The organism is Nonomuraea sp. NPDC050556 (assembly GCF_044457355.1).
Lineage (GTDB): Bacteria > Actinomycetota > Actinomycetes > Streptosporangiales > Streptosporangiaceae > Nonomuraea.
Genome location: NZ_JBITGU010000003.1, coordinates 919,938 through 943,530 on the forward strand (window position 1 = coordinate 919,938; position 23,593 = coordinate 943,530).

General features: G+C 67.4%; 23 protein-coding genes and 1 pseudogene. 10 read left to right on the forward strand and 14 right to left on the reverse strand.

Annotation, left to right across the window (positions count from 1 at the left end; genetic code table 11):
- The first annotated feature begins 2 nt into the window (after window positions 1-2).
- The 6 genes from ACIBG8_RS33340 (at window position 3) to glnII (ending at window position 4,135) form a co-directional block, all read left to right on the forward strand.
- Complete coding sequence (locus ACIBG8_RS33340; protein WP_397347035.1) at window positions 3-299, forward strand: hypothetical protein; 297 nt, start codon at window positions 3-5, stop codon at window positions 297-299.
- A complete protein-coding gene (locus ACIBG8_RS33345) occupies window positions 293-1,441 on the forward strand; it encodes an adenosylhomocysteinase (RefSeq protein ID WP_397347036.1) in 1,149 nt (382 codons plus the stop codon). Before ACIBG8_RS33340 ends, ACIBG8_RS33345 begins: the two co-directional genes overlap by 7 nt.
- Window positions 1,438-1,590, forward strand: a complete 153-nt coding sequence (locus ACIBG8_RS33350; protein ID WP_397347038.1) for a hypothetical protein — start codon at window positions 1,438-1,440, stop codon at window positions 1,588-1,590. The genes ACIBG8_RS33345 and ACIBG8_RS33350 overlap by 4 nt, the downstream gene beginning before the upstream one ends.
- A complete protein-coding gene (locus ACIBG8_RS33355; protein ID WP_397347039.1) occupies window positions 1,584-1,796 on the forward strand; it encodes a hypothetical protein in 213 nt (70 codons plus the stop codon). Before ACIBG8_RS33350 ends, ACIBG8_RS33355 begins: the two co-directional genes overlap by 7 nt.
- Entirely contained in the window at window positions 1,793-3,028 is a 1,236-nt protein-coding gene (locus ACIBG8_RS33360) for an amidohydrolase family protein (protein WP_397347041.1), read from the forward strand. Before ACIBG8_RS33355 ends, ACIBG8_RS33360 begins: the two co-directional genes overlap by 4 nt.
- An 87-nt stretch (window positions 3,029-3,115) precedes the next feature.
- Window positions 3,116-4,135: a glutamine synthetase gene (gene glnII / locus ACIBG8_RS33365; RefSeq protein WP_397347042.1), complete on the forward strand. Its 1,020-nt coding sequence runs from the start codon at window positions 3,116-3,118 to the stop codon at window positions 4,133-4,135.
- A 10-nt stretch (window positions 4,136-4,145) separates the two neighbouring features.
- Here glnII and ACIBG8_RS33370 read toward each other — a convergent pair whose 3' ends face one another.
- The 14 genes and pseudogenes from ACIBG8_RS33370 to ACIBG8_RS33435 all read right to left on the reverse strand — a co-directional run bounded on the left by ACIBG8_RS33370 (window position 4,146) and on the right by ACIBG8_RS33435 (window position 20,992).
- Window positions 4,146-5,411: a CehA/McbA family metallohydrolase gene (locus ACIBG8_RS33370; protein WP_397347043.1), complete on the reverse strand. Its 1,266-nt coding sequence runs from the start codon at window positions 5,409-5,411 to the stop codon at window positions 4,146-4,148.
- Window positions 5,412-5,519: 108 nt separating this feature from the next.
- Window positions 5,520-7,055, reverse strand: coding sequence for an aldehyde dehydrogenase family protein (locus ACIBG8_RS33375; protein ID WP_397347044.1), 1,536 nt, complete (start codon window positions 7,053-7,055; stop codon window positions 5,520-5,522).
- Window positions 7,056-7,991: 936 nt separating this feature from the next.
- The gene (locus tag ACIBG8_RS33380; RefSeq protein WP_397347045.1) at window positions 7,992-8,546 is read right to left on the reverse strand and encodes an ATP-binding protein; all 555 of its coding nucleotides are present in this window, start codon (window positions 8,544-8,546) and stop codon (window positions 7,992-7,994) included.
- Window positions 8,506-10,059, reverse strand: coding sequence for a group II intron reverse transcriptase/maturase (gene ltrA / locus ACIBG8_RS33385; RefSeq protein WP_397347046.1), 1,554 nt, complete (start codon window positions 10,057-10,059; stop codon window positions 8,506-8,508). The genes ACIBG8_RS33380 and ltrA overlap by 41 nt, the downstream gene beginning before the upstream one ends.
- A 532-nt stretch (window positions 10,060-10,591) precedes the next feature.
- Window positions 10,592-11,206 carry an ATP-binding protein gene (locus ACIBG8_RS33390; RefSeq protein WP_397347047.1) on the reverse strand — a complete coding sequence of 205 codons (615 nt, stop codon included), beginning with the start codon at window positions 11,204-11,206 and terminating at the stop codon, window positions 10,592-10,594.
- A gap of 40 nt (window positions 11,207-11,246) precedes the next feature.
- Window positions 11,247-12,922: pseudogene (gene istA, locus ACIBG8_RS33395) on the reverse strand (IS21 family transposase).
- A gap of 405 nt (window positions 12,923-13,327) precedes the next feature.
- Complete coding sequence (locus ACIBG8_RS33400; protein WP_397347048.1) at window positions 13,328-14,161, reverse strand: alpha/beta fold hydrolase; 834 nt, start codon at window positions 14,159-14,161, stop codon at window positions 13,328-13,330.
- Window positions 14,162-14,188: 27 nt separating this feature from the next.
- Window positions 14,189-14,611, reverse strand: a complete 423-nt coding sequence (locus tag ACIBG8_RS33405) for a DoxX family protein (RefSeq protein ID WP_397347049.1) — start codon at window positions 14,609-14,611, stop codon at window positions 14,189-14,191.
- A gap of 102 nt (window positions 14,612-14,713) precedes the next feature.
- Window positions 14,714-15,559 carry an ABC transporter permease gene (locus ACIBG8_RS33410; RefSeq protein ID WP_397347051.1) on the reverse strand — a complete coding sequence of 282 codons (846 nt, stop codon included), beginning with the start codon at window positions 15,557-15,559 and terminating at the stop codon, window positions 14,714-14,716.
- Window positions 15,556-16,521, reverse strand: a complete 966-nt coding sequence (locus ACIBG8_RS33415) for an ATP-binding cassette domain-containing protein (protein ID WP_397347052.1) — start codon at window positions 16,519-16,521, stop codon at window positions 15,556-15,558. The genes ACIBG8_RS33410 and ACIBG8_RS33415 overlap by 4 nt, the downstream gene beginning before the upstream one ends.
- Before the next feature lie 102 nt (window positions 16,522-16,623).
- Window positions 16,624-17,217 carry a PadR family transcriptional regulator gene (locus tag ACIBG8_RS33420; RefSeq protein WP_397347053.1) on the reverse strand — a complete coding sequence of 198 codons (594 nt, stop codon included), beginning with the start codon at window positions 17,215-17,217 and terminating at the stop codon, window positions 16,624-16,626.
- A 149-nt stretch (window positions 17,218-17,366) separates the two neighbouring features.
- On the reverse strand, window positions 17,367-17,615 hold the full coding sequence (locus ACIBG8_RS33425; protein WP_344111467.1) for a hypothetical protein: 249 nt from the start codon (window positions 17,613-17,615) through the stop codon (window positions 17,367-17,369).
- Window positions 17,616-18,229: 614 nt separating this feature from the next.
- The gene (locus ACIBG8_RS33430; RefSeq protein WP_397347054.1) at window positions 18,230-19,102 is read right to left on the reverse strand and encodes a hypothetical protein; all 873 of its coding nucleotides are present in this window, start codon (window positions 19,100-19,102) and stop codon (window positions 18,230-18,232) included.
- A gap of 666 nt (window positions 19,103-19,768) precedes the next feature.
- Window positions 19,769-20,992: a hypothetical protein gene (locus ACIBG8_RS33435; protein ID WP_397347055.1), complete on the reverse strand. Its 1,224-nt coding sequence runs from the start codon at window positions 20,990-20,992 to the stop codon at window positions 19,769-19,771.
- A 91-nt stretch (window positions 20,993-21,083) separates the two neighbouring features.
- Here ACIBG8_RS33435 and ACIBG8_RS33440 point away from each other — a divergent pair, with 91 nt between their 5' ends.
- Genes ACIBG8_RS33440 through ACIBG8_RS33455 form a run of 4 tightly spaced genes read left to right on the forward strand, consistent with a single transcriptional unit; the run spans window position 21,084 to window position 23,551 of the window.
- Window positions 21,084-21,365: a hypothetical protein gene (locus ACIBG8_RS33440; protein ID WP_397347056.1), complete on the forward strand. Its 282-nt coding sequence runs from the start codon at window positions 21,084-21,086 to the stop codon at window positions 21,363-21,365.
- Window positions 21,362-21,550: a hypothetical protein gene (locus tag ACIBG8_RS33445; RefSeq protein ID WP_397347057.1), complete on the forward strand. Its 189-nt coding sequence runs from the start codon at window positions 21,362-21,364 to the stop codon at window positions 21,548-21,550. Before ACIBG8_RS33440 ends, ACIBG8_RS33445 begins: the two co-directional genes overlap by 4 nt.
- A 24-nt stretch (window positions 21,551-21,574) precedes the next feature.
- Window positions 21,575-22,393, forward strand: coding sequence for a radical SAM protein (locus ACIBG8_RS33450; RefSeq protein WP_397347058.1), 819 nt, complete (start codon window positions 21,575-21,577; stop codon window positions 22,391-22,393).
- Between the two features lie 15 nt (window positions 22,394-22,408).
- Window positions 22,409-23,551 carry a methyltransferase domain-containing protein gene (locus tag ACIBG8_RS33455; RefSeq protein ID WP_397347059.1) on the forward strand — a complete coding sequence of 381 codons (1,143 nt, stop codon included), beginning with the start codon at window positions 22,409-22,411 and terminating at the stop codon, window positions 23,549-23,551.
- The last annotated feature ends 42 nt before the right edge of the window (window positions 23,552-23,593 follow it).

Below are 23,593 nucleotides of genomic sequence, written 5' to 3' on the forward strand. Positions count from 1 at the left end.
CCGTGGGTGAACCGCAGCAGATCATCCAGACCCTTCTCCGCCGCACCAACCTGCTCATGGCGGGCAAACGCATCGCGATCACCGCCGACGTCCCAGGTCTTGCCGAACGCCTCCAGAGGATGGGCGCCCATCCGGGAGCCGCGCTCGCCGAGGCCGACATCGTCATCGGCGCGACCGACCCCGCCCTGCTCAGACCCGGGACGATCCTGGCCGTGCCGTACCCCCAGAAGACCGGCGTACGGCTGCGCGAGGGCGTCACCGAGCTCGACGGCGTCTACGTCGTGGACCTGTCGTGCTGAGCGACATCAGGGACGCCGCGCTCTGGCCCGGCGGGCTGGAGAAGATCGGCTGGGCGCGGCGGTTCATGCCCGTCATGGCCGCGCTCGACCTCGATCTGCGCGGCGCCCGCGTCGGCCTCGTGCTGGTGCTGGAGCCCAAGACCGCCAACCTCGCCCTGACGCTCAGGGACGCCGGCGCCGACGTGATCGTCACCTGCCCCGGCAGGGACACCTCGGACGACGTCGCCGCCGCCCTCGTCCACGCGGGCATCCCCGTCCTGGCCCGCTCGGACGCCACCCGCGCCCAGGACGACGACCTGGCCAGGCTGATGCTCGACCAGGGCCTCGACGTCCTGGTCGACGACGGCTCCAGGGTCGTACGGCTGGCGCACGCGGAGGACCGCCTCGGCCCGCTCAGGGGAGCGGCGGAGGAGACCACCAGCGGGCTGCGGCCGCTGCGCGTCATGGAACGCGCGGGCGACCTGCGCATCCCGGTCATGGCCGTCAACGACGCCCGCTCCAAGTACCTGTTCGACAACGTCCACGGCACCGGCCAGTCGTGCGTGATGGCCGCGCTCGACCTCACCGGCCTGCAGTTGGACGGCGCCACCTGCGTGGTCGCCGGGTACGGCAACGTCGGCCAGGGCGTGGCCCGCTACGCCGCCGCGCTCGGCGCCAGGATCGTCGTGTCCGAGGTCGACCCGCTCGCCGCGCTGCGCGCCTTCCACGACGGGCACGACGTGCGCCCGCTGATCGACGCCTGCCCGGACGCCGACCTGCTGTTCAGCGCCACCGGCGTGGCCCACACGATCACCGCCGAGCACCTGGCCGCGCTGAAACCGGGCGCGGTCGTGGCCGTCGCCGGGGGAGTGCGCGACGAGGTCGAGCCGGTGCCCGACGGCCTGAAGATCACCCTGCTGGCCGACGGGGAGTGCGTGAACTGCGCGGCGGCCGAGGGCAACCCGATCGAGATCATGGACCTGTCGCTGTCCCTGCAGGCGCTGGCCGTGGAGCACCTGCTCACGCACGACCTGCCGCCCGCCGTACACCTCTTGCCGACCGAGCTCGACGAGCGGGTGGCCAGGCTCAAGCTCGGCGCACTAGGCCTCGCCGTGGACACGCCGTCGGCGGCGCAACGCGCGTTCCTGGACCGTGGCCTGTGATCATCGACCTGCGCGAGGCGTCCGTCCGCTACCGCGCCACCGGCCTCCAGGTGCTCCACGGCGTGGACCTGAGGGTGGACAGCGGCGGGTACATCCATCCTCGGACGAACAACCCGGTCAGGAGGCTGATCTCGCTCAGCCGGTGGTGATCCCGCTCACCGTGAACTCGCTCATCGACGCCGAGGACACGGCCAACGCGATGGACCTGCGGGCTTTCGGGGCTCGCCGGCGGACCTGGATGCGTGAACTGTCCTTCGGCGGGACCGACTACGTTCTTGTGGCGGGGTTCGCCGTTCTGGCGGTCGCCGTGCTCGCCTACAAGATCTTCGGAGTCGACGTCGTATGGGTGCCGTGATTCACAGCGCGGAGCTGGTCCTCCCCATGACCGGAAATATCGTGAAAAACGGTGCGGTGGTGGTAGAGGACGGTCGTGTCGTCGACGTGACGACCGGGCGCGGCGACGTGCACCACGAAGGGGTGCTCGTCGCCGGGCTGGTCAACGCGCACACCCACCTGCAGTACACGTGCATGGCTGAGGTGGGGCAGCGGGTCTATCCCGACTTCGACGCCTGGGCCCGCGTGTTCAACGACGTCTACTTCGGCTCCGCTGACGGCAGCTGGGACCCGATGCTCCGCAAGGGGGCGTGGGACTGGGCGGCTTCTGCGCTGGACGGGGCGTGGCAGTGCCTCAGGTCGGGCACCACGTCGGTGGCCGACATCGTCACCGACCTCGAGGCGCTGGTCGACTCGCCGCTGGGCGGGGTACGTTACCTGGAGGCCATCGGCGACAGCGACACCAGCTGGGCGTCCGGGGGCCGTGCCCGCTTCGAGGGGATGCTGGATGGGGTGTCCGGGATCTCCCCGCACGCGCCCTACTCCCTCGACACCGGCGTCCTGGCCGAGCTCGCCGAGCTGGCCCGCGATCGGGGGATGCGGCTGCACATCCATCTCGCCGAGTCGCCGCACGAGCACGAGTTCACCACCGCGGCCACCGGGCCGCTGCGCCGCTTCGTCGACGAGCTGGGCTTCGGGATCGTCCGCGACGGCGGCTCCGGCCTGGCGCCGGTCGACTACCTCGACAGCCTCGGCCTGCTCGGCCCCGACTGCCACATCGCGCACGGCGTCCACCTCACCGCGCACGACCGTTCGCTGCTGCGTACACGAGAGACGGCCGTCGCGTTGTGCCCGCGCTCCAACCGCGTCCTCGGCCTGGACGGCCCCGACGTCGCCGCGCTGCTGCGCGAGGGCAACCCCATCGCGGTCGGCACCGACTCGCTGTCGTCCTCGCCGTCGCTCGACCTGCTCGCCGACGTCGCCGCGCTCCGCGACCTCGCCGTACGGCAGGGCTATCGGGACGGCGACCTCGACCGGCGCCTCGTCGAGGCCGCGACCCTCGGCGGCGCGGCCGCCATGGGACTGACCGGCGAGATCGGCTGCCTGGCTCCAGGGGCGCGCGCCGACTTCGCCGTCTTCGACATCGACCCCGGCGCGCGCGAGCCGTACAGGACCCTGATCGAGAAGGGTCAGGGGCGCTGCGTGGCCACGTTCGTCGGCGGCAGTGACGTTGGTCACATGGGCACCGATTAACACGGCGTTCACATTCGGGCAAAAACCTCGAAATGGCAGCACGCGACTCTCGGTGTGGCTGAGAAACACCCCGAAAGGATCGTCCCCGTGAGCGTTAAGGCTGAGTACATCTGGATCGACGGCACCGAGCCCACGGCTCTGCTGCGCTCGAAGACGAAGATCCTTGCCGACGGTGCCGAGGCTCCGGTCTGGGGCTTCGACGGCTCCAGCACCAACCAGGCCGAGGGCCACTCCTCGGACCGCGTGCTGCGCCCGGTCTTCACCTGTCCCGACCCGATCCGCGGCGGCGCCAACATCCTGGTGCTGTGCGAGGTCGAGGAGATCAACGGCGAGCCGCACAAGAGCAACACCCGCGCGCTGCTCCGCCCGATCGCCGAGCAGTTCGCCGACCAGGAGTCCTGGTTCGGCATCGAGCAGGAGTACACCTTCTTCAAGGGCTCGCGCCCGCTGGGCTTCCCCGAGGGCGGCTTCCCCGCGCCGCAGGGCCCCTACTACTGCGGTGTCGGCGCCGACGCCATCTTCGGCCGTGAGATCGTCGAGCTGCACCTCGACCGCTGCCTCGCCGCCGGCCTGGAGATCTCCGGCATCAACGCCGAGGTCATGCCCGGCCAGTGGGAGTTCCAGATCGGCCCGGCTTCGCCGCTCGACGTGTCCGACCACATGTGGATCGCCCGCTGGCTGCTCTACCGCACCGCGGAGGAGTTCGGCGTCGAGGCCACCCTCGACGCCAAGCCCGCCCGCGGCGACTGGAACGGCGCAGGCGCGCACACCAACTTCTCCACCAAGGCCATGCGCGAGGGCTACGACGCCATCATCACCGCCTGCGAGGCGCTGGGCGAGGGCGACAAGCCGCTGGAGCACATCAGCCAGTACGGTTCCGGCATCGAGAGCCGCCTGACCGGCGCGCACGAGACCGCCCCGTGGAACAAGTACAGCTACGGCGTCTCCAACCGCGGCGCTTCCGTGCGCATCCCGTGGCAGGTCGAGGTGGACAAGAAGGGCTACATCGAGGACCGCCGCCCGAACGCCAACGTCGACCCGTACGTGGTGACCCGCCTGCTGGTCAACACCTGCTGCTCGGCGCTGGAGAAGGCCGGCCAGGTCTAGAACCCCTCGGTCACATGAGGCGCGCCTGGTAGACCCGGCGCGCCTCTTCCACGACCTCCAGGTAGTCGTCGGTGACCCGATCCCTGATCAGGTCCTCCAGCAGCTCCAGCCAGCGCAGGCAGAACGTCACGTCCTCCTCCCGGGCCACCCGGCGCCGCTCGACGTCCAGGTAGACCGGGCTGGTGTGCGCCCTGACCAGCCCGCCGCCCTCCGCCACGGCGACGACGTACGTCGGCCACACCACCGACAGCTCCGCGCTCACCTCGCCCGGCGGCCCGGCCGCCAGCTCGCCGTCCGCCGTCAGGATGCGCACCGTCTCCGCCTGCGGCCCGATCACCCGCGCGTGCACCTGCACCGAGTCGCCGGGGGACAGGTCGAGCGTGCTGCCCGGCCCCTGCCCGTCCACGAACAGCTCCAGGAAGGGCCCGGTCGTGGCGAACGTACGGCCCCGCCGTACGGCCTGCGCGTAGGACTGCGCGGTCAGCGGGCCCTGCACGTGCGCGTAGGTGCGCTCGCGCCCGATCGGCCCCAGCCGCTGGCCCGTGCCGGCCACCGCGGCGACCCTGTTGCCCGCGCCGATCAGCCGCCGGTAGGCCCGCGCCGAGCCGATCGCCGAGGAGAAGCTGTCGACCAGGCCGACGGCCGCGTCGACCACCGACATGCGCGCGTCGTAGCCGGGATCGCCCGCCTTGAGCAGCTGCTCCGGCGTCTCGACCGGGCCGCGGAAGGCGTTGGCGTAACCGATGAGCGCGCCGCGCTCGCGCAGCTTGTCCACCCCGGTGGTCGCGGCGTCGTGGGCCAGGTCGACCCTGGCGACGTGCGTCGCGTCCGACCAGGGCAGGTTGCGGCCGACCCATTCCCGCGTGGCCTCCGCGTCGCCGGACAGCAGGTTGACGACGTGCAGGTCCTCGCCGTGCTGGGAGGCGGCCATCCAGAGCGGCGGGCGGTTGAACCGCACGTGCAGGTCGCCGCCGTACCACCCCTTGGCGGCGGCGTCGTAGATCCGTTGCGGGGCGAGCTCGACGAGCGTCTCGCCCGGTTCCTCCGGGACCAGGATCGTTTCCGCGAAGCCGTACTCCATGCCCCTGGCCGCCCTGACCGTCACCCGCTCGTGCGGGACGTCGAGCACCAGGTCGTCTCCATGGAAGTACGGCAGGCCGTCGAGGTCCCGCGCCGGGGAGGTGCCGAGGGGGTACCAGCCCCGCCCGTCGTCGCTCCACACGCTCCAGCGGCAGGGGAACCCGGCCCTGAGCCGTAATCTCGCAGTGTCACGCATCGGCTTCTCCCCGTAATCGAAGGCGCCGTTATCGTGCCACGACCATCACCCGCCGGAAAGGGTGTCCAGTCCCGGCGGGTGGGGTTTCATACCTCCTGGTAGAAGGATCTAGAGCCGGAAACCCAGGTCTGGCGTAATTTCGGCTACGTCCATCTGGGCCTTCTGCAGGCGGCCGGAGTGGTCCCAGTTCATCGCCTGCCAGCGGGTGAACTGGTCGAGCACCCACATACCGGACTGGCGGCTGCCGTTGCCCGACTTGCCGTTGCCGCCGAAGGGGAGGTGGGCTTCCGCGCCGCTGGTGGAGTTGTTGACGCTGACCATGCCAGCGGAGATGCCCTCGCGGAAGCGGAAGGCGCTGCTGGGGTTGGTGGTGTAGATGGAGCTGGACAGGCCGTAGCCGGGGAGGTTGGCGAGTTCGATGGCCTCGTCGAGCGTCGTGAAGGTGGTGACGCCGACGATGGGGCCGAAGGTCTCTTCGAGGAAGAGCTGGTCCGTGGGCTTGACCCCGTCAACCACGACGGGGTGGTAGTAGAGGCCGTCCTCGCCGGTGAAGTCGTGGCGGGGATTGGTGTGTGCGATTCTTCCGATATTTCCTGATATCACCTGGTGGTGGGGCTGGATCCAGGTCAGGAACTCTTCGTACCGGTCCGCGAACTTCTGGTCCAGCAGAGGACCGGCCAGAACATCCTCGGTCGGGTCGCCGATCCTCGCGTTCTTCACCGCTGTGGCGAACCTTCGCACGAACTCGTCGTGGACGTCCTCGTGCACGATGACCGTGCCGAGGCTCGTGCAGCGCTGGCCGGCCGTACCGAACCCGGCGAACAGCGCCCCCTCCACGGCCAGGTCGAGGTCGGCGTCCGGCATGACGACCATCGGGTTCTTGCCGCCGAGCTCCAGGCACGCGGACTGCAGGTGGCGGCCGGTGAGCTCGCCGATCTTCCTGCCGACCTCGCTGGACCCGGTGAACCCGACCTTCTGAACAGTTCCGTCGTTTAGGGCCTTTTCGAGTCCCTCAAAGGTGCTCTTGCCGTCGGCGAACACGATGTTCAGCACGCCCTCGGGGAGGCCGGAGGCGGCGATGAGCTGGTAGAAGGCATGGGCAGACGCGGCAGCGTACTCGGCAGGCTTCCACACGACGGCGTTGCCACACAGCAGGGCCGGGATCAGATACCAGGACGGCACCGCGACCGGGAAGTTCCCCGCCGTGATCACCGCGGCCACACCGATGGGGTTGCGGAAGGTGAACAGGTTCTTGTCCGGCATTTCTGACGGCACGGTCTGGCCGTACAGCCTCCTGCCCTCACCCAGGAAGAAGTCGCAGGTGTCGACGATCTCCCGCACCTCACCCAGGGCTTCTGCGTACGGCTTGCCGATCTCCTGGGTGACCAGCTTGGCGAGCGTTTCGGCGTTCTCCTCCACCAGGCGGCCGATGGACGCGATCACCCTGCCTCGGACGGGGGCGGGGACCTTGGCCCACTCTTTCTGCGCATCCTTGGCGGTACGGCAGGCGGCGGCGAACGTGTCCGCGTCCGCCAGGCCTACCCGGGCTACCACGGTGGTGATGTGGGCTGGGTTGGTCGAGTCGTAGGTGGTCGTGGCCGGGGCGTCTTTGCCACCAACCACAGAACCGATCTGTCGGGTCACCGGTGCCTCCTCAGAGTTCCTCCGCACAGCCAATCATTCCGCCGAACTTCCACGAAATCGAACCCCCACCCACAAAACCTCTCCCTTGCCAGGGACGACTATGAAAACCATGAGCTTTCAAGCTTTGAGAGACTATGAGGGGCTTTGAGTGGCTCTGTGTCGCTTGAGGGTGCTGCGCGCATGGGCCTTCGCTTGGGGGCGCGCTTCGCGCGGGTTGGCTTCGGACTCCTCTTATTGGGGGGCCGAGCCCCCCAAGACCCCCAGCCGGGTGGCCTTCCGGCCCCCGGCCCCCCGAGGTCTTGGGCCGTTTGAGCGGGTTAGGGCGTTGAGCGGTCGTCGTGGGATGTACTGCTTGGGCCTTCGCTTGGGGGCGCGCTTCGCGCGGGTTGGCTTCGGGCTCCCCTTCTTTGGGGGCCGAGCCCCCAAACCCCCAGCCGGGGGCCTACCGGCCCCCGGACCCCCGAGGTGTCAGGCATCTCCTGGGCTCTTGATCGAAGTGGATTGCGATCGAGGTGGGATGCACTGACCGTCTCTCGAAGGCTGATCCAGCACCGCGTCACGGGCCTACGCCTAGATCGGCTTGAGGAAGGCCACGGCAACGACCAATAGGCCCTTCATCGCTGGTCGGCGCGATCGGATGACATGCCTGGTCTTTGCTACCTGTCGAAGTCAGTGGACCGATGGCTCAGGGGCCGCATCCGCTGGCCCACGGTACCGCTGGACCATCGCCGCCTTCATTCACGTCGCCCAAGCAGACCTATGGCCGGAGGTCAGCAGACCGTTTTGGGTGATCTCTCCTTAGGTATAGGCCCTGTACACGGGTCGCTGGACCATCCCATACGGTGTGGCGAGACCTGCCGTAGCACTGTTCCACTCACTCCACGAGCTTCCAGCGCCGGAGATCAGCCTGCGTGGGAGGATGCTCTACAACTCGATCTACCGCACCACTGGCCGACACCGAGTTCGCGGCCATCGTTCTTCTGGCCGGTGGCTGCGGAGGTTTCGTCCGACACCGCTTGTTGGCGAGTTCTGACACCGCCGGGCACGTGTCGGTGCCGCGGATGTTGGTTTGCGTCGACACCGCTTCCGCGCCCGACGGGTGTCAGGTTGTCCGCTGCCTTGTGGCTTGGGCCAGACGGTAGGAGTCGGTGCCGGTCTCGAGGATGGTGCCGCCGAAGGTGAGTCGACGATGGCTGCGCATAGCCGGGGGTCGGTGAAGGTCTTGGTCCAGCCGCCGAAGGACTCATTGGACGCGATCGCGACCGAGGCCTTCTCCTCACGCTCGGTGAGGACCTGGAAGAGGAGTTCCGCGCCGCGGCGGTCGAGTTGCATGTGGTGGGTCGGGGACGAGGCGCCGTGCGCCGTTTCGGGCGTCGGTCTTCCCGTCCCCGCCCGCCGAACCGGACGTGCCCGTTGGCCGAGCATCCGGCTCTCCACGTGATCCGATGGGTCAGGCGAGGTATTCGCTGACCTGGCCGACGAAGGCCGCATCGTCGTGCCTGGTCCGTCGGAAGCGTGCTCCCTCGGGGTCAACCTCGTCGATGTTGTAGGGCGTGCTGATCTGAGCGCCGCGGAACTGGTAGCGCTCGACCCTCATCTTCGCCGGGTTGTAGAGGACGATGCCGCCCTCTGTGATGCGGTCCGCCCCGTAGTAGCGGCGGCCCACCTGTTTCCAGGTCAGGTGGGGGCGCTTGTAGCGGATCCAGAGGACCACTCTCCACCAGGCGTACCAGCCCAGATAGGAGAACGTCTTCTTGGAGACGCCGTAGCGGAAGTAGGCCGCCCAGCCCCGAAGGACCGGGTTGACCGCCCGCAGCACTTGCTCCAGTGAGAGCGAGGTGGTGCTGCGCCCCGTCAGTTTCTTGATCTTGTGCATCACGTTCGCCAAGGCTTGCTTGGACGGGATGGTGAGCACGACGCGACGGCCGTTGCCGAAGGGTCTGCGCTGGATGTGGAAGCCCAGGAAGACGAAGCCGTCGTCGATGTGGGTGATGTGGGTCTTCTCTGCCGAGAGGGTCATCTTCAGCTTGCGGGCCAGCAACTCACCGATCTCCGCCTTGAGCGCTTCGGCCTCGGGCTTCGTGCCGTGCACGAGCACGACGAAGTCGTCGGCGTAACGCACCAGCCGGAAGTTCGGCAGCCCCCGGCGGCGGCGTTGTTGCCTGCGCCATCCGGGGCTCATCTCGGTGTTCCAGATCCGCGCGAAGTGCCGATCCAGGACGGAGAGATAGATGTTGGCCAGCAGCGGAGAGACGATCCCTCCTTGCGGAGTACCGGTGAGGGTCTCCGCGAATCCACCATGCAGCTCGACAACTCCGGCCCGCAGAAACGCGCTAACCAGCCGCAGAACCTTGCGGTCCTTGACGCGCTCGGCCACCAGGTCCATCAGGACGTGATGATCGACGTTGTCGAAGCAAGCCTTGATGTCGCCCTCGATGACCCAGTCGTAGGTCGACGGCTTGCGGGTGAAGCGGTGGATCTCGGCGATGGCATCCTGAGCCCGCCTGCCAGGCCGATACCCGTAACTGGACGGATAGAAGTCGACCTCGAAGATCGGTTCCAGGACCAGCTTGAGCGCCATCTGCGCGACCCGGTCGCGCAGGGTCGGGATCCCCAGGTAACGAACCTTGCCGTTCTTCTTGGGAATGACCGCCTGCTTGACCGGTAACGCGGTGAAGGACCCGTCCTTGAGCGAGGAACGCAGCTCCTCCAAGAACGGAATCACCCCATGGCGTTCCTCGATGTGGAAGCGGGTGACCGCATCCACGCCTGCTGTCCGGGCGCCTCGGTTGCCGGACACCCGCTCCCAGGCCACCAACAGCGTGGCCCGGTCGCAGATCAAGTTGAATACATCATCGAACCGGCGTTCCGGTTCGTTCCTTGCCCATCGGTGCAGCTTGGTCTGATGATCGAGTACCCGTCGCTGAGCCGAGGGCAAGCCCGGCCACTCTTGTGGCGGTATTGCCTCCGGCCACTCATGCGACGGCGCGTCGTTGTTCAACAACGTTCCTCCCCGACAGCAGTTCCGCTGCCATCACGCTGTCGCCCTTCCCCATGTGACCGGCTTTCCCGGCCTCGGAGTACTACGGCGACTCCGCCACGATCTGGCCTCATCAGCGGGCGTCGCGCCTGCCCGCCGCCCGGCTGGCTGCCGGACGGGAAGGGCGATGCCAGATCGCTTCCCACGTTCACTGCGGATCTCTTCGACGGCTTCGGCACCCAGCTATACCCCGGCAGCATCGCCACGGACCGCACATCGCAGTCTTGGTCCGGGCCTCCCGCAGCCCATGGGATAGAGACAACGGGAGAGGAGAAGGCCATCGGATAGAGCCCTCCCCAGCACTGCGAGCGGCCCATCCACCAGGTTCGGCAGGCCGCTGACGACTCACGGGACGTCAACCACTGGTTCAGTTTCCTTGCACCCATTCCGTCTTCGCTTGCGGGCACGAACCGTCTGGTGGTGTCGGTCCGTCCCTACGTTGTCGAGGCTGCTCCCGGCCTCACCCCCAACCCGGGGTTTCAGCCTGCCTCCAGCTTCAACCGGTCCCTGCGAGGACCAGCGGCGGGCCTCTCATCCCGCGAGATCCAACAGCGCCTCGTGGCGCACAGCCGAGTTCGTCGATGCACAGCAGGTCGACGCGGCCATAGCGGGCGATGGTCTTCGCCAGCGTCATCTCGTCGGCGGCCTCGACGAGCTCGTTGGCAAGCTGGGTCGCCAGGGTGTACTTGACCCGGTAGCCGGCCATGGCGGCCTCGGTGCCGAGTGCGATCAGCAGATGGGACTTGCCGGTGCCGGAGTCCCCGATCAGACACAGCGGCTGTCCCTTCTGGACCCATTCGCACTTGGCGAGGGTGTGGATCACGGCGGGATCGATGTTGGGGTTGGCGTCGAAGTCGAAGGCCCGCAGGGACTTCTCGCGGGGGAACTTGGCGGCCTTGATCCGGCGTTCGGACCGGCGTCGGGCGCGATCGTCGCACTCGGCAAGCAATAGTTCGGCGAGGAACCCGCGGTAAGACATCTGCTCACGCCCTGCCCGGTCGGCGTAGTCGGTGAAGGAGTTGCGGATGGTGGGCATTCGCAGCATCCGGCACGCTTGGTCGATCGCGGCGTCGGCTGCTTCTTCGGTCATTCCACGCCGCTTGGTGGTCACGGTGCGGCTCCTTCGTTCGGGGTGTCACGTCGCTTGGTGGTCACGGTGCGGCTCCTTCGTTCGGGGTGTCACGTCGGCTGGCCAACAGCTGGTCGTACTTCTCCACGCTCGGCAGCGGCCGAGTGTCGGCCGGGATGTGGGCGCGGAGCCGGCGCTCGGTCAGCGATCGCACGGCAGGGATCTCGCCTTCTCCGCGTGCCCTGTCGCCGCTCATCAGGGACTGGTGGTCCGCTGTCGTGTCGTCGGCTCCGCCATCTGCTGTGTCGTTGTACTTGCGCGCTTCCAACGCGACAGCGTCCGCGGTGAGCGCGCCTGCACGCAGCGCCGTCGCGAGTCCGGCGACGACGTGGTCGTGTGGAAGGTGCCGGTGCAGCATCAGGACCTCAATGAGGGCACGGGTGCCGTCGGCGTCACCGCGGGCCTTGCAGGCCGCGGCCCACCAGGCGTCGTGAACGGGCGTGAACCGCCCGGATGCCCTGGCCTGCTCCAGCGCTTTCGCACCGGGTAGCGCGCCCGGTTTGCGGAGGAGGACCTCGAGATAGTGGTCCAGGTCGACCCGGGTCGAGCCCTTGGTCATGAGCCGTTCGTGGCGGGCGATCTCGGTCCTGCCGTCGAACACGACCAGGTCGCTGGCGTTCAGGAGCACCCGGGCTTGACGGCCGACCATGCGCGCGGGCACGGAGTACTTGTTCATCCGGACCGTGACCTGGGCGTACCGGTCCACGCGCGGGGTGAACCAGCGGCCGGTCTCGAACGGCTCGGTCGGAAGGGGCGCGAGGAGTGGCTGCTCGGTGGCGAAGTGTTCCCCGACCGTGCGGGCGCGGGACCCGATCCGCCGGGCATCGTCGGCTTCGTCCCAGGCGTCGACCATAGCGTTGAGCTCGGCGAGGGAGTCGACCTCGGGATAGGGACGAGGTGGTTGCGTCGGAACCAGCCGATCTGCCCCTCGACGCCGCCCTTCTCGTGCGTACCTTGGATTCCAGGCTGGCAATAGAAGGCTTCGATGCCGTAGTGGGAACGGACGGCGGTCCACCTGTCGGCCTCGACCCGCTGGCGGGAGAACCCGATCACGCTCGCGACGGCGGCCTTGAGGTTGTCGTAGCGGATCTTCCCGGTCGGCACCCCGCCGAGCACGTTGAAGGCGTGGACGTGACCCTCGAAGAAGGCTTCCTGCCCAGCCGAGGCACTGACCCTGTGCACGGCCTTGCCCGAGTAGGAGAGCCGAAGGCTGAACAGCGCGCAGGTTACGAGCTCGCCGCGCAGGCGGATGGCGACGTCGCCGAAGTCAACCTCGGCCTCGCGGCCCGGGAGGTGCTCTTGCGGGATGAACGCGTTGGCAGGTTCCCGTCCGACCTCGACGCGAATCTCACGGCGTCGGGTGGCGACGTACTCGCGGACCATCCAGTACGACACCACCCCGGCCCCGTCATGTTCGTCAAGCAGTCGATCGAAGATCCGCTTCGCCGTGTGTCGCTGCTTCCGCGGCGCGTCGAGGTCCGAGCGCAGCCAGTCGTCGATCACCACTCGGTACGCGTCAAGCCGTGAGCCGCGTTTGGGCGGTTGCTTTCTCTCCTTCGGCCATGCAGATTCCAGCGCCGCTGTCACGGTTCGGAAGCCGACGCCGTGCTTGCGCTGCAGCGCGCGGTTGGACATCCCAGATCGGGCATCCCGTCGGATCGCCGCGTACAGGTCGACCCGGGAACGCGGCTGCGTCATCGGTGGCACTCCTGACGTGAGCACGTCGTGGGCACGACCTTCGGCACCGGGCCACCGCCCGGGAACGGTGACCGCATGCGACCACAGCCCGGAATCACTGGCCCTACCGAGGTGCCTGGTCATGTGCTGCGCAGGGCTTCGGTGGGCGGTACTGAGTCGGCCCGGAGTGCGGGGTACGACCGACGACGGAGCCGATGAGCAGCGAGTAGGCAGGTCGAGTCCCACTGAAGCCCAGGTCACTACGACGGCCCGGCCTTGCGTGGTGACGAGCACGCCCAGGATCAGGCCTGTGATGCCGCCGACGACATCAACCTCGACACCACCTGTCCGCCCCGTGTCCCTGGCGCGACGAAGATCTGCTTGTGCGGTGCCTAATCGGTCTTCCCGCAGCACCTCGCGGGCCCCTCAGCGTTCGCTGCTGAAGAACCGTCGCAACAGCGGGCCGACGGTCTGTGGGTCGACGACGTGATCCGGCCCCTCGAGGGTCTCCCGTTGAGCGTGGGGTAGGAGGTCTGCAAGCTCGTCGGCCGCGCGGTCGAAGAAGTCCGAGGGCAGGCCTGCCATGTAGGGGACCGTGATCGGTCCTCCGGTGGTGACCAGGACCGGTTGGGTGACCGTTGCCAGTCGATCGGCCGGCAATTGGTAGCGGTTGAGGAAGACGCTGTCGTGGACCAGCGTGGGCGCGAGGGCGACCGAATCCGCCCAATGCGCCGTCTGCTTGCCTGCCGCTTTCCTGGCCGCGATGTTGTCGTCGGAGGCGCCGGTCATACGCATGAACAGTTCGAGAACCTCCTCGTCTCGCCCGGCGTCGAAGGCGCGTCGGGTGTCCGCGATGTACTCCTCGAATCGCGGGCGTATGTCGTCCCCGACCGCGTAGGGCACCTCCCACACGGCGATCGTGTCGATGGCTGACCCGGCCGCGGCCGCTTCCAGCGCCAGCGCGCCACCAGAGGACGCCCCGAACAGGTGTGCCGAGCCGCCCGCCTCCGCGATCAACGCATCCAGGTCCTCGATCTCCCTCTCCACGGCGTACGGCTCGGTGAAGCCGCTCGCGCCGCGTCCCCGACGGGCATAGTTGTAGACCGTGAAGTGCTCGGCGAGAGCCGGCGCCAAGGGAGCGTTCTCCACCCCCTCGTCGAGTGCTCCGCCCACCAGAATGACGGCCGGACCGCTTCCCTTCCGGTCGTAGGCGATGGTGGTGCCATCGTTTGATGTCACGCGAAAGGCCATCTCGTTCATCTCACATCTCCGTTCGAGAGGTTTGTCTCAGCGCCTGAGCAGCGTGCCGACGACGGCCTCGGTGCGCGACCATCGCGTCCTTGCGATCACGGCCGCCACGACGAGTAAGGCGAGCGGCAGCCAAGGGCTCTGCTCGAGTACGAACTGATCGGTGATGACAGCACCGGTCAGCAATGCCGCCAACCCGAGACTGGCCAGGCCCGCCAGAGCCGGGATCAGAAGTCCAACCCCTCCCGCGACCTCCAGCGTTCCGACCAGGTACCGGAGCCACTGGCCAGCCCCGATGTCGGCGAACATGTCCACCATGACCGGGTCGCCGGCGAGCTTCGAGATTCCGCCGCCGGCGACTATCGCCGCCAGCACGACTTGCAGAATCCAGACCCCGATGCTGCTCGCCCGCCCGGGCGTGTGCGCAACGGTTTCCGAGGTTTTCTTGGGAATGGTGCTCATTCGGCTCTCTTGTCGTGTCCGGGTCTGGTACCGGTGATGGCGTTGGCCGAGTGGGCCGGGTTGTCAGAGTTGATTTCGACCAAGTGCTCGCGGGAGCGGCATCTACTTCTTGTTGCGGTAGAGGACCATGGTGATGGGACCGAAGACCGCGACGAGCAGCGCTGACGAGACGAGCACCCAGCCGATTTCCCCGGCGGGCACCGAGCCGTGCATCAGGCCGCGTACCACGGTCGCCAGGTGGGTGATCGGGTTGACCTCGACGACCGCCTGCATCCACCCGGGCATCGTCTTCGGGTCCACGAAGATGTTGCTCACGAACGTCAGCGGGAACATCACCATCAGGCTGACCCCCGCCACCGAGTTCGGCGTGCGCAGGATCAGGCTGAGCATCGTCCACAGCCACGACAGGCAGAACGAGAACACCAGCAGCAGCACCACCGAGAGCACCACGCCGACGGCGCCACCCTCCGGCCGGAACCCTAGGACCAGGCCGAGCGTGATCACGATCGCCGACCCGATCGAGTAGCGCATCACATCGCCGAGCAGGGCGCCGACCAGCGGGGACGGTCGCCACACCGGAAGTGACCTGAACCTGTCGAACACCCCCTTCTGGATGTCGGTGTTCAGCGTTATGCCGGTGTTCATGGTGATCATGACGTTCGCCTGCACCAGGATGCCGGGCAGCAGGAACTGTAGGTACGCCTGTGTCGACCCGGCGAGCGCGCCGCCGAACAGGTAGGTGAACATCAGTGTGAACATGATCGGGAACGTGGTCACGTCGACGAGCTGCTCCGGGACGTGTTTGATCTTCAGCAGAGCGCGCCAGCCGAATGTCAACGAGGTGCGCACCGGGCCGGGGCGAGACGGCCGCTCACCGGCCAACAGCACACTGCGCAGCGCGTCCTCAGTGACCGGCGCCGACGCCTGCTCCGCGGACGTGGCATTCATGCGGCATCCTCCTCGGGTGTCTCCTCGGCGGCGTGTCCGGTCAGGGTGAGGAACACCTCGTCCAGGCTCGGCTGACCGAGCGCGAACTCGGTGACGTCGATGCCGCCGCGGGACAGCTCGGCCAGGGCGCGGGCGACCCGCTCGGGGTCGGAGATCCGCGCGGACAGCGCGGCCGGGTCGGCGGACGGCTCAGCCGCCACCTCGAGGACGCCGGCGAGGACCCGTTCGGCCTCGGCCCGCTGCTCGGGCGCACGTAGCCGTACATGCAGCGAGCCGGCGCCGACCGATGCCTTGAGCTCGCCGCTCGAGCCCTCGGCGATGACCTTCCCGTGGTCGATCACCGCTATCCGGTCGGCCAACTGGTCGGCCTCGTCGAGGTACTGCGTGGTCAGCAACACGGTGGCGCCCTCGGCGACCATGCCCCTGACGATCTCCCAGACCTGGTTCCTGCTGCGCGGGTCGAGCCCGGTCGTGGGCTCGTCGAGGAAGATCAGTTCGGGGGTGACGACCAGGCTCGCCGCGATGTCGATGCGCCGGCGCATCCCGCCGGAGTACTTCTTCACCTGCCGGTCGGCCGCCTCGGCAAGACCGAACGCGTCGAGCAGGTCGGCCGCTCGCCGCTTGGCCCGCGGGCGCGAGTAGCCGAGCAGCCTGGCGAGCAGCAACAGGTTCTCTACCCCGGTGAGGTCTTCGTCGACCGACGCGAACTGCCCGGTAAGGCCCACCCTGCTCCGCACCGCCCGGGCGTCACGCACGACGTCGTAGCCGAGCACTTGCGCCTCTCCGGCGTCGGGGCGCAGGAGCGTGGCCAGCATGCGGATCGTGGTGGTCTTGCCCGCCCCGTTCGGACCGAGCACGCTGTACACGCCCCCGGCGCTCACGGCCAGGTCCACACCGGCGACCGCGTGGGTCGTGCCGAAGCTCTTCTTCAACCCTCTCGTCTCGATCGCGAGCTTTCCCATGGGTTCGATTCCTTCTCTCGGCGTTGCGAACGGATTGGTGAGCTAGTCAAGTTTGACTACTTGGCCAAAGCAGACGAGGGCGAAACGTCTAGTCAAGGTTGATTAGGCGCGCATCTTGAGGTGATCGGGGACCGTTCGCCACGAACCCGGATCATCGGCCATGCTGTAGGCGCCCTCAGACAGTCGTTTGCTCAGGCTCTTCGCCCACTCCAGTTCGGTGCGTGCCTGTCCCGCCCACAGTTCGGCCTGATCGCGGACGTGCTCGGGGGTGTCCCGATTGGGGTGCTCCCGCCACTCGGCCTGCACTACGAGCTCCGCTTCCAGGCGCGCGACCCGCTCGCTAACCTGCGCGATGGCATCTGTCCTGGTCAGCATGGGCAACATGGCGATGGACGCGTTGAGCATGTCCGGGTCGTGGGTGCGCCGCAGACCGTCGCGGACCAGTTCGACCATCTCGTCACGTCCCCGAGCTGTCGCGCGGTACAGAACGCGCTCCGGCCCGGAGTTGCCCGGCTCGGCGTGTTCGGTGAGGAGGCCATCAGCCGCCGCCTTCTTCAGCGCGTGATAAATCGAGCCGGGCTTGATCTTGGCCCAACTCTCCGCACCCCAGCTCTGCAGTTCGGACCGCACCTGGTAGCCATGCGCGCCGCCGGAGAGGTGCACGATACCGAGTACCAGGAGCTTCGTCGCCGACATGCGCCCACCTCCGCTCAACCCTCTCGTCTCGATCGCGAGCTTTCCCATGGGTTCGATTCCTTCTCCCGTGTTGCGAACGGATTGGTGAGCTAGTCAAGTTTGACTACTTGGCTAAAGTACACGAGGACGAAACGTCTAGTCAAGGTTGATTAGGCGCGCATCTTGAGGTGATCGGGGACCGTTCGCCACGAACCCGGATCATCGGCCATGGTGTAGGCGCCCTCAGACAGTCGTTTGCTCAGGCTCTTCGCCCACTCCAGTTCGGTGCGTGCCTGTCCCGCCCACAGTTCGGCCTGATCGCGGACGTGCTCGGGGGTGTCCCGATTGGGGTGCTCCCGCCACTTGGCCTGCTCTACGAGCTCCGCTTGCGCGCCCGCCAGGGTGGTGTCAACTCCCACCAACACTAGGGTTCCCTCCTGGTCCGGGTGGTGTCAGCACTGACCTGCAAACGGTGCTGGTGGAGACCTCCAAAGCCAGGCCGGCATCGAATGCGTCTGGACTAACGCGGCCATGATCGAAAACCGACTATCTTCACTGACATCAAGGCCGACGCTTTCGGCGACCGACCCGCGCAGGCGCGGTCGCTGACCGCGCTGCGACTCTCCGGCAGGTCGGGGCCCGCGCGGCCGGCGTGTCAATCGTTAGAGCGAACGATCAGAAGCACGCGCAAGGCTCATCATGGATTATGGCCAATCGTCGCCCGGAGATCCGCAGCCCGTAACTGTCAGGTTATGCCGCTGGCTGATCCGAACCAGGGCGAGCCGCCGTTCCACCTACTCAGGACCGTGGCTGAACTGCTCGACGGGCCTCGTCGCCCCTGCGGTCCGTGCCTGCCATCGCTTCAGAGATTGGGAACCAGTAGCTGCCGCCGTCGAACTCCTGCACGCGCCCTTCAGCTCCGGCAGCAAAGAAGATCTTTGAGGCCTCCGGCCTTAATATACTTGGCCACATTTCTGGTCTCACCCAGAAGCAGTCGCCATTGTCCTTGCGCAGGGCACGTAGCCGTTTGCTATCAGCTGCCGCGAAGCGCCTTCAACGCCCGCTGGCAAACGGCATGCCACGTCTCCCCGCCCTTGTCGCGCGTCAGGACACTGGCGACCACCGTCTCGTTGCAAGTACGGCCGTGCCAAGAGCATCCGGCCTCAACCGCACGTCGCCCACGGTGCAGTGTCGGTTCGTACGGTCTCTCCTCAATCAAGTCGGTTGACATGTGCCGTGCTTTGGGCCCTACTTCTTCGGTCCGCGGATGGGGATGCCTCGGCACTGGCCCAGAAGCGCCAGAAAGTGCCGGGTCGGGGTTTCGGCCGGTGTTTTTGACCGGTCGGGCGGTGATGGTCGCCGCGATCTTGCAGAGGAGTGGAATCCGGGGTCTCCGGCCTGCGAGCACCAAGGCGGCTAGGAGAAGGTGCAGGGCGGGCGGGCCGAGTAGGAATGTGAGCACCCATGTCCACATGACGACATCGTCCGACGGAATCTCGGTCCGGATTCCCTGGTACCGAATCGCGGCGTAGATACCTGCCAAAATTAGGGTGATCAAGAAATATGCTACAGCGACTATGTCGATCAAGATTGATTGCACTGCGTGGAAACGTACGTTCGGCCGGTGATCGCGTCGGAAGATTAGGCCTCCGACAAATCCAAGTAGATATGCAAGAGCGGAGCGCCATGAACCGTCTGCAACGTCCGGGTCCCAGGGCGGCTCAACGTCGACGGCGACGTCCTTACCGCGTTCCGCTCGACCGCTGGCACTGCTTCGTTCTGGGGTCGATGTGGAGGTCGGCAGTTCTCGGCGCTTGCGCTCGGCCCTCTCGATGATGACGACCACCGTTTGGACGACGCCGGCGATCGAGGCGATGACTCCGAGCACCGCCAAAAGAGCGCTCATGCATACTCCTCTGGGGACGAGCGGCTAGGGATGTCGGCGGGCGCATTCCGGCTCCGAGGTGACGATTTTGCCTGACGCGGGCCGCATCGCGCAGTGTGACGACACGATCGCTTCGTCCTCTCGCTCCTGGCGGAGCCCAAGCCTGGTCAGCCATATCGAACGAGTGACAGATGGGAACCTCGGCAAGATCGAATGCTCACGGCGCCGCCTCTCGTTGGCGAACGATAAGGGGATAGGGCGGTGGTGGGGGCCTATCGTAACTCGTCAGGACTTTGCGGTCCGCAGATGATGCGAGTGCGGGACATGCACGATGATCACGTAAGGGCTTACAGGTATCCAGGTTGTTTGCCCGAGTCAAATCAAGCGGTGAGCTGATACCGCCACACTCTCCTAGCGGGGGGTGTCAAATGTCTGAATCATGCTGGAGGCGTGAGCCTTATCTGGCCTCGTGAATACCCAGTTCAGGCCCCCGGAGGAGTAGATCTACGCTTTGCGCTCGCCGGCACTTCTGAACTGAGCCTTCAAGCTCACTCGTAGTTGGCGTCAATGCTCGTGCATAGACCGACCCTTCAGCACGTCGACCCGCACCTTCAACCCGAGCTGATGCTGTCGGAGGAAGAGGGCTAGTGCCATGTCCTGGGGCCTTAGGCCGTAAGCATGTGCGGGTCACTCTGGGGGAGCGGTGCGTCGCGCGCCCAGTTCCTGATACGCCGCGCGCAGTTCCGCTGCCTCGGGGACCTGGCGACGCTCTACGGCCGTGATCACCTCGGTCGCGCGCCAGAAGTTGGACGGCACCAGCAACCCGGAGGTGACAGCGTCCAGGGTGTGATGCGCAGCTTCGTCCAGGTTGTCGGAGGCCAGCAACGCCAGCCCCAGGTCAAGTCGTGCGGAAACCGCCCTGCGCTTGCGGGGTGGTCCGGCCGCGGGGGTCTCCATGGTGGTCAAGACCTGCCGGGCACAGCTCTCGGCCGCCGGGTCCTTCAGCCAAGCGAGAATCAGCGCCGTGAATGCCTGGGACTTCAGTGGGTCGTAGCGGTAATGGTGCTCGGGCCGCTCGGGCACCGGCATGGGCTCCGCCAATCGGTGCAGCCGCAGCAGAGCGTCGCGTGACTTGGGGCCGTCCCCGATGTGAGCCCAGGCGCGCGACTCTTGGGCAGTGGCCTGGATATAGGCCGAACTGTCCCTAGGGGCGATGTCCTGGGCGGCTTGGGACAGGATGGCCGCCCGCATGTAGTCACCGTCGGTGAGGACCTGCCAGGCCTCCGTTTCCAGGCACCAGGCGGCGATCTCGCGATGGTCGGCGTGACCGGCAAGCGCGGCGGCCGTGCGCAGGCGGGCCGCAGCTGCCGGGTAGTCCAGCAGGTCGATGTGGCACGTGCCGGCGAGCAGTGACAGCCAGCCTCCTGCCACCACCAGTCGCTTACGCTCGGCCAGTGTCGCCCTGCCTTCCATGAGGCGGGAGACGTAGGCAAGATGCCGCCGCACGCGGTCCAGCAGCACGACGGCTGGAGTGCGGTGGTATGCGGTGGCCAGGTCGTCCACAGCCAGCTCCAGGGCGAGCAGTGTGGCCTCACCAATATCGGATGCAGCTACCCTGCGGGCCAGTTCCAGCGCGTCCAGCTCGTCGTCGGCCCACACCTGCGGCCGGTCGAACAGCGCTGACACCGTCATGCCGAAGGCCGCCGCGTACAGCGCTGGATAGGGCTCGGACGGCTCGTGCTGGCCCGACTCCCAGCTGCGGATCATCCGGCGCAGGCTCTCGTTCGTCGGCATCCTGGCCCGCGTGTCGGGGTCGGCTGCGGCGCGAAGTCTGGCGGCCATGTCCTTGACGCTCCAGTTGCGCCGCTCGCGCTCGGCGCGGAGGCGGGCGCTCATGCTCTGATCGCTCATGGGCTCCAGCACCTCCGGGGATAAGGGGTGTCCGCGTCCATCCGTGAGTATCATCTCCCGCCCGGCCTGGCCGCGGGCGTTGGCTGGGAACATGACCCCCTCAGCCTCCATCGAGATGCCTCACGACCAGGCCGACAGACAGGCACGCGCTCTCGCGCCGGTGGGGGCTGGGCTGCGTGAGCAGGGGCTGCGAGCCCCGCTGGTCGAACGGGTCGAGGTCCAGATGCGGGGCAGTAGATCCTGCCGCCGCTACCCGCCCGAGCCGCTGGCCACCGTCACCTGTGAGCTGGATGGCTTCCTGGTCGCCACGCAGTCGAGCCGGGCGCTCAGCCCGGACGTGGAGACCGCAGTCAAGGCGGTGGCATCCGGATGATCTGGGATGCCGCGTCGCTGCTACCCCAGTTCCGGGAGTGGCACGTCCTGATCTGGTCGGGCGGATACGCGGCCATCCGCACCATGACCGTCCCCAACAAACCGACCGTGATCTGTGCCGAGACCCTCGCGGTGCTGCGCAACGTGCTGGAAGCAGACCGGCCCCACCTACGCGAGGTCAGTTGAGCCCCTCCCAGGAAGGACTTCATCATGTCCCTGACCATCACCAGACTGGACCTGGAGCTGACCGGCAGGTGTCCTCTGCAATGCCTGCACTGCTACGCCGACTCCGGCCCGACCGGCGGCCACGGCGTCATGACGGCCTCAGACTGGTTGAACGTCCTGGAGCAAGGCACAACCCTCGGCGTCACCCATATCCAGCTCATCGGCGGGGAGCCGACCGCGTACCCGGCGTTCGCCCAGATCCTCGCCGCCGCACTCGATTACGGTCTGACCGTGGAGGTCTTCTCGAACCTGCTGGCCACGAGCTACTACAGCGACCGGGCTGACCAGCACGACCAGGTGACTGGCCGGGCGGGAAGCCATGCCCGTACTCGTGCCAACATCGCTGAGGCACTGGCACGGGGCATCCCCGTTCGGGCTGCCATCGTCGATGTCCAGGATGGCCAGCGCGTTCAGCAGGCCATCGCAGACCTGAAGCGGCAGGGTGTCGAGACCATCGGCACGGATGGGGTTCGCCCCTACGGTCGCGGAACCGGCGCGCGGGCGCAGGACGATGTCTCGAAACTGTGTGGGCGCTGCGGCCACGGCAAGGCGGCCATCAGCCCAGACGGTGACGTATGGCCTTGCGTCATGTCCCGATGGATGGTCGCAGGAAACGTGCGCGAGGAGCCGCTGGCCGACATCCTGTACGGCCCGGCCTGGCGGAAGTTGGTGGCCACCGTACCCGCGCCGCGACCAGGTCGGGCATGCAACCCCGACTGCAAGCCGTCAACAGGCGACGGCGGCGACTGCGCGCCCGCCGAGACCGAGACGTGCGACCCTTCGTTCTGTAACCCTGACGAGTAGGGAGGACACAACCTCATGCCCTGGGAGGCGTCAGCCCTCAGCCTGGCCGACACTGTCACCGGTCGGGGGTCGCTCTGGCGTGAAGCAGTCGCCCATACCCCACGCCACCGGCTCATTCCCTTCTGGTGGGACACTCCGTACGGTGCTCAGTTCGGGAAATGGGAGCGGATCGACGGACCCGTCGACGATGCGGCCTGGCTGGCGGCGGCCTACAGCGACCAGACGCTGATCACCCAGGTCAACGGGCAGCACGCCGATCTCGTCGCACGAGGTCAGCATGTCGAAGGTCTGCCCACGTCCTCGGCCACACTGCCCAGCCTGGTGGTGCGCATGCTCCAGTACGCCGACGTTCACCCCGACGCCGACGTGCTGGATGTGGCCACGGGCTCCGGCTACTCGGCAGCCCTGCTCTCGCACCTGCTGGGCAGCCAGCGCGTCACCAGCCTGGACGTGGATCCGTATCTGGTGGACGTCGCGCGGGAGCGCCTGGCCGACATCGGGCACCGCCCGGTCTTGGTCACGCAGGACGCCCGTGGCGAACTGCCCGGAACCTACGACTGCATCGTCTCCATGGTCGGCATCCGGCCCATCCCCGCAAGCTGGCTTACCGCACTTCGGCCCGGCGGACGGCTTGCCACAGTCGTCGGGGGCACGTCGCTCATCCTGACGGCCAAGAAGGACGATCGTGGCGGTGCAGTTGGTCGCATCGAGTGGGACCGGGCGATGTTCATGGGCACCCGCAGTGGACCAGGCTCCTATCCGCCTCGAGCCGATCGGCCGTCGGCGTCCGTCGGCGACGGAGACGCTGTAACCACCAGCCCCCTGCCCGTAGTGTTCGCGTCCGATGCGTGGGATCTTGCCGCCATGCTGGAGATATCCACGCCCGGCATCCAGCACGACTTCGACCAGGCCGACAACGGTATCCGCACGGCCTACATGTGGCACGGAGACGGCTCATGGGCGCGGGCCGTCTCCAGGCCCGAAGGCGGCGCGGTCGTCCATCAAGGCGGCCCGCAGCGGCTGTGGGATCACCTGGACGACATTCGACGGTACTGGCTGGAGCACGGGGAACTCCCCGTGCGTGGAGCTAAGGCCATCGTCCGGCCCGACGGCCGAATCCTCTTGAGCCGGGGCGACTGGAAAGCCGTCATTCGCTAGGGAGACCGCCCGCTGGAAAATGAGGAACGCGGCAGTCACGCC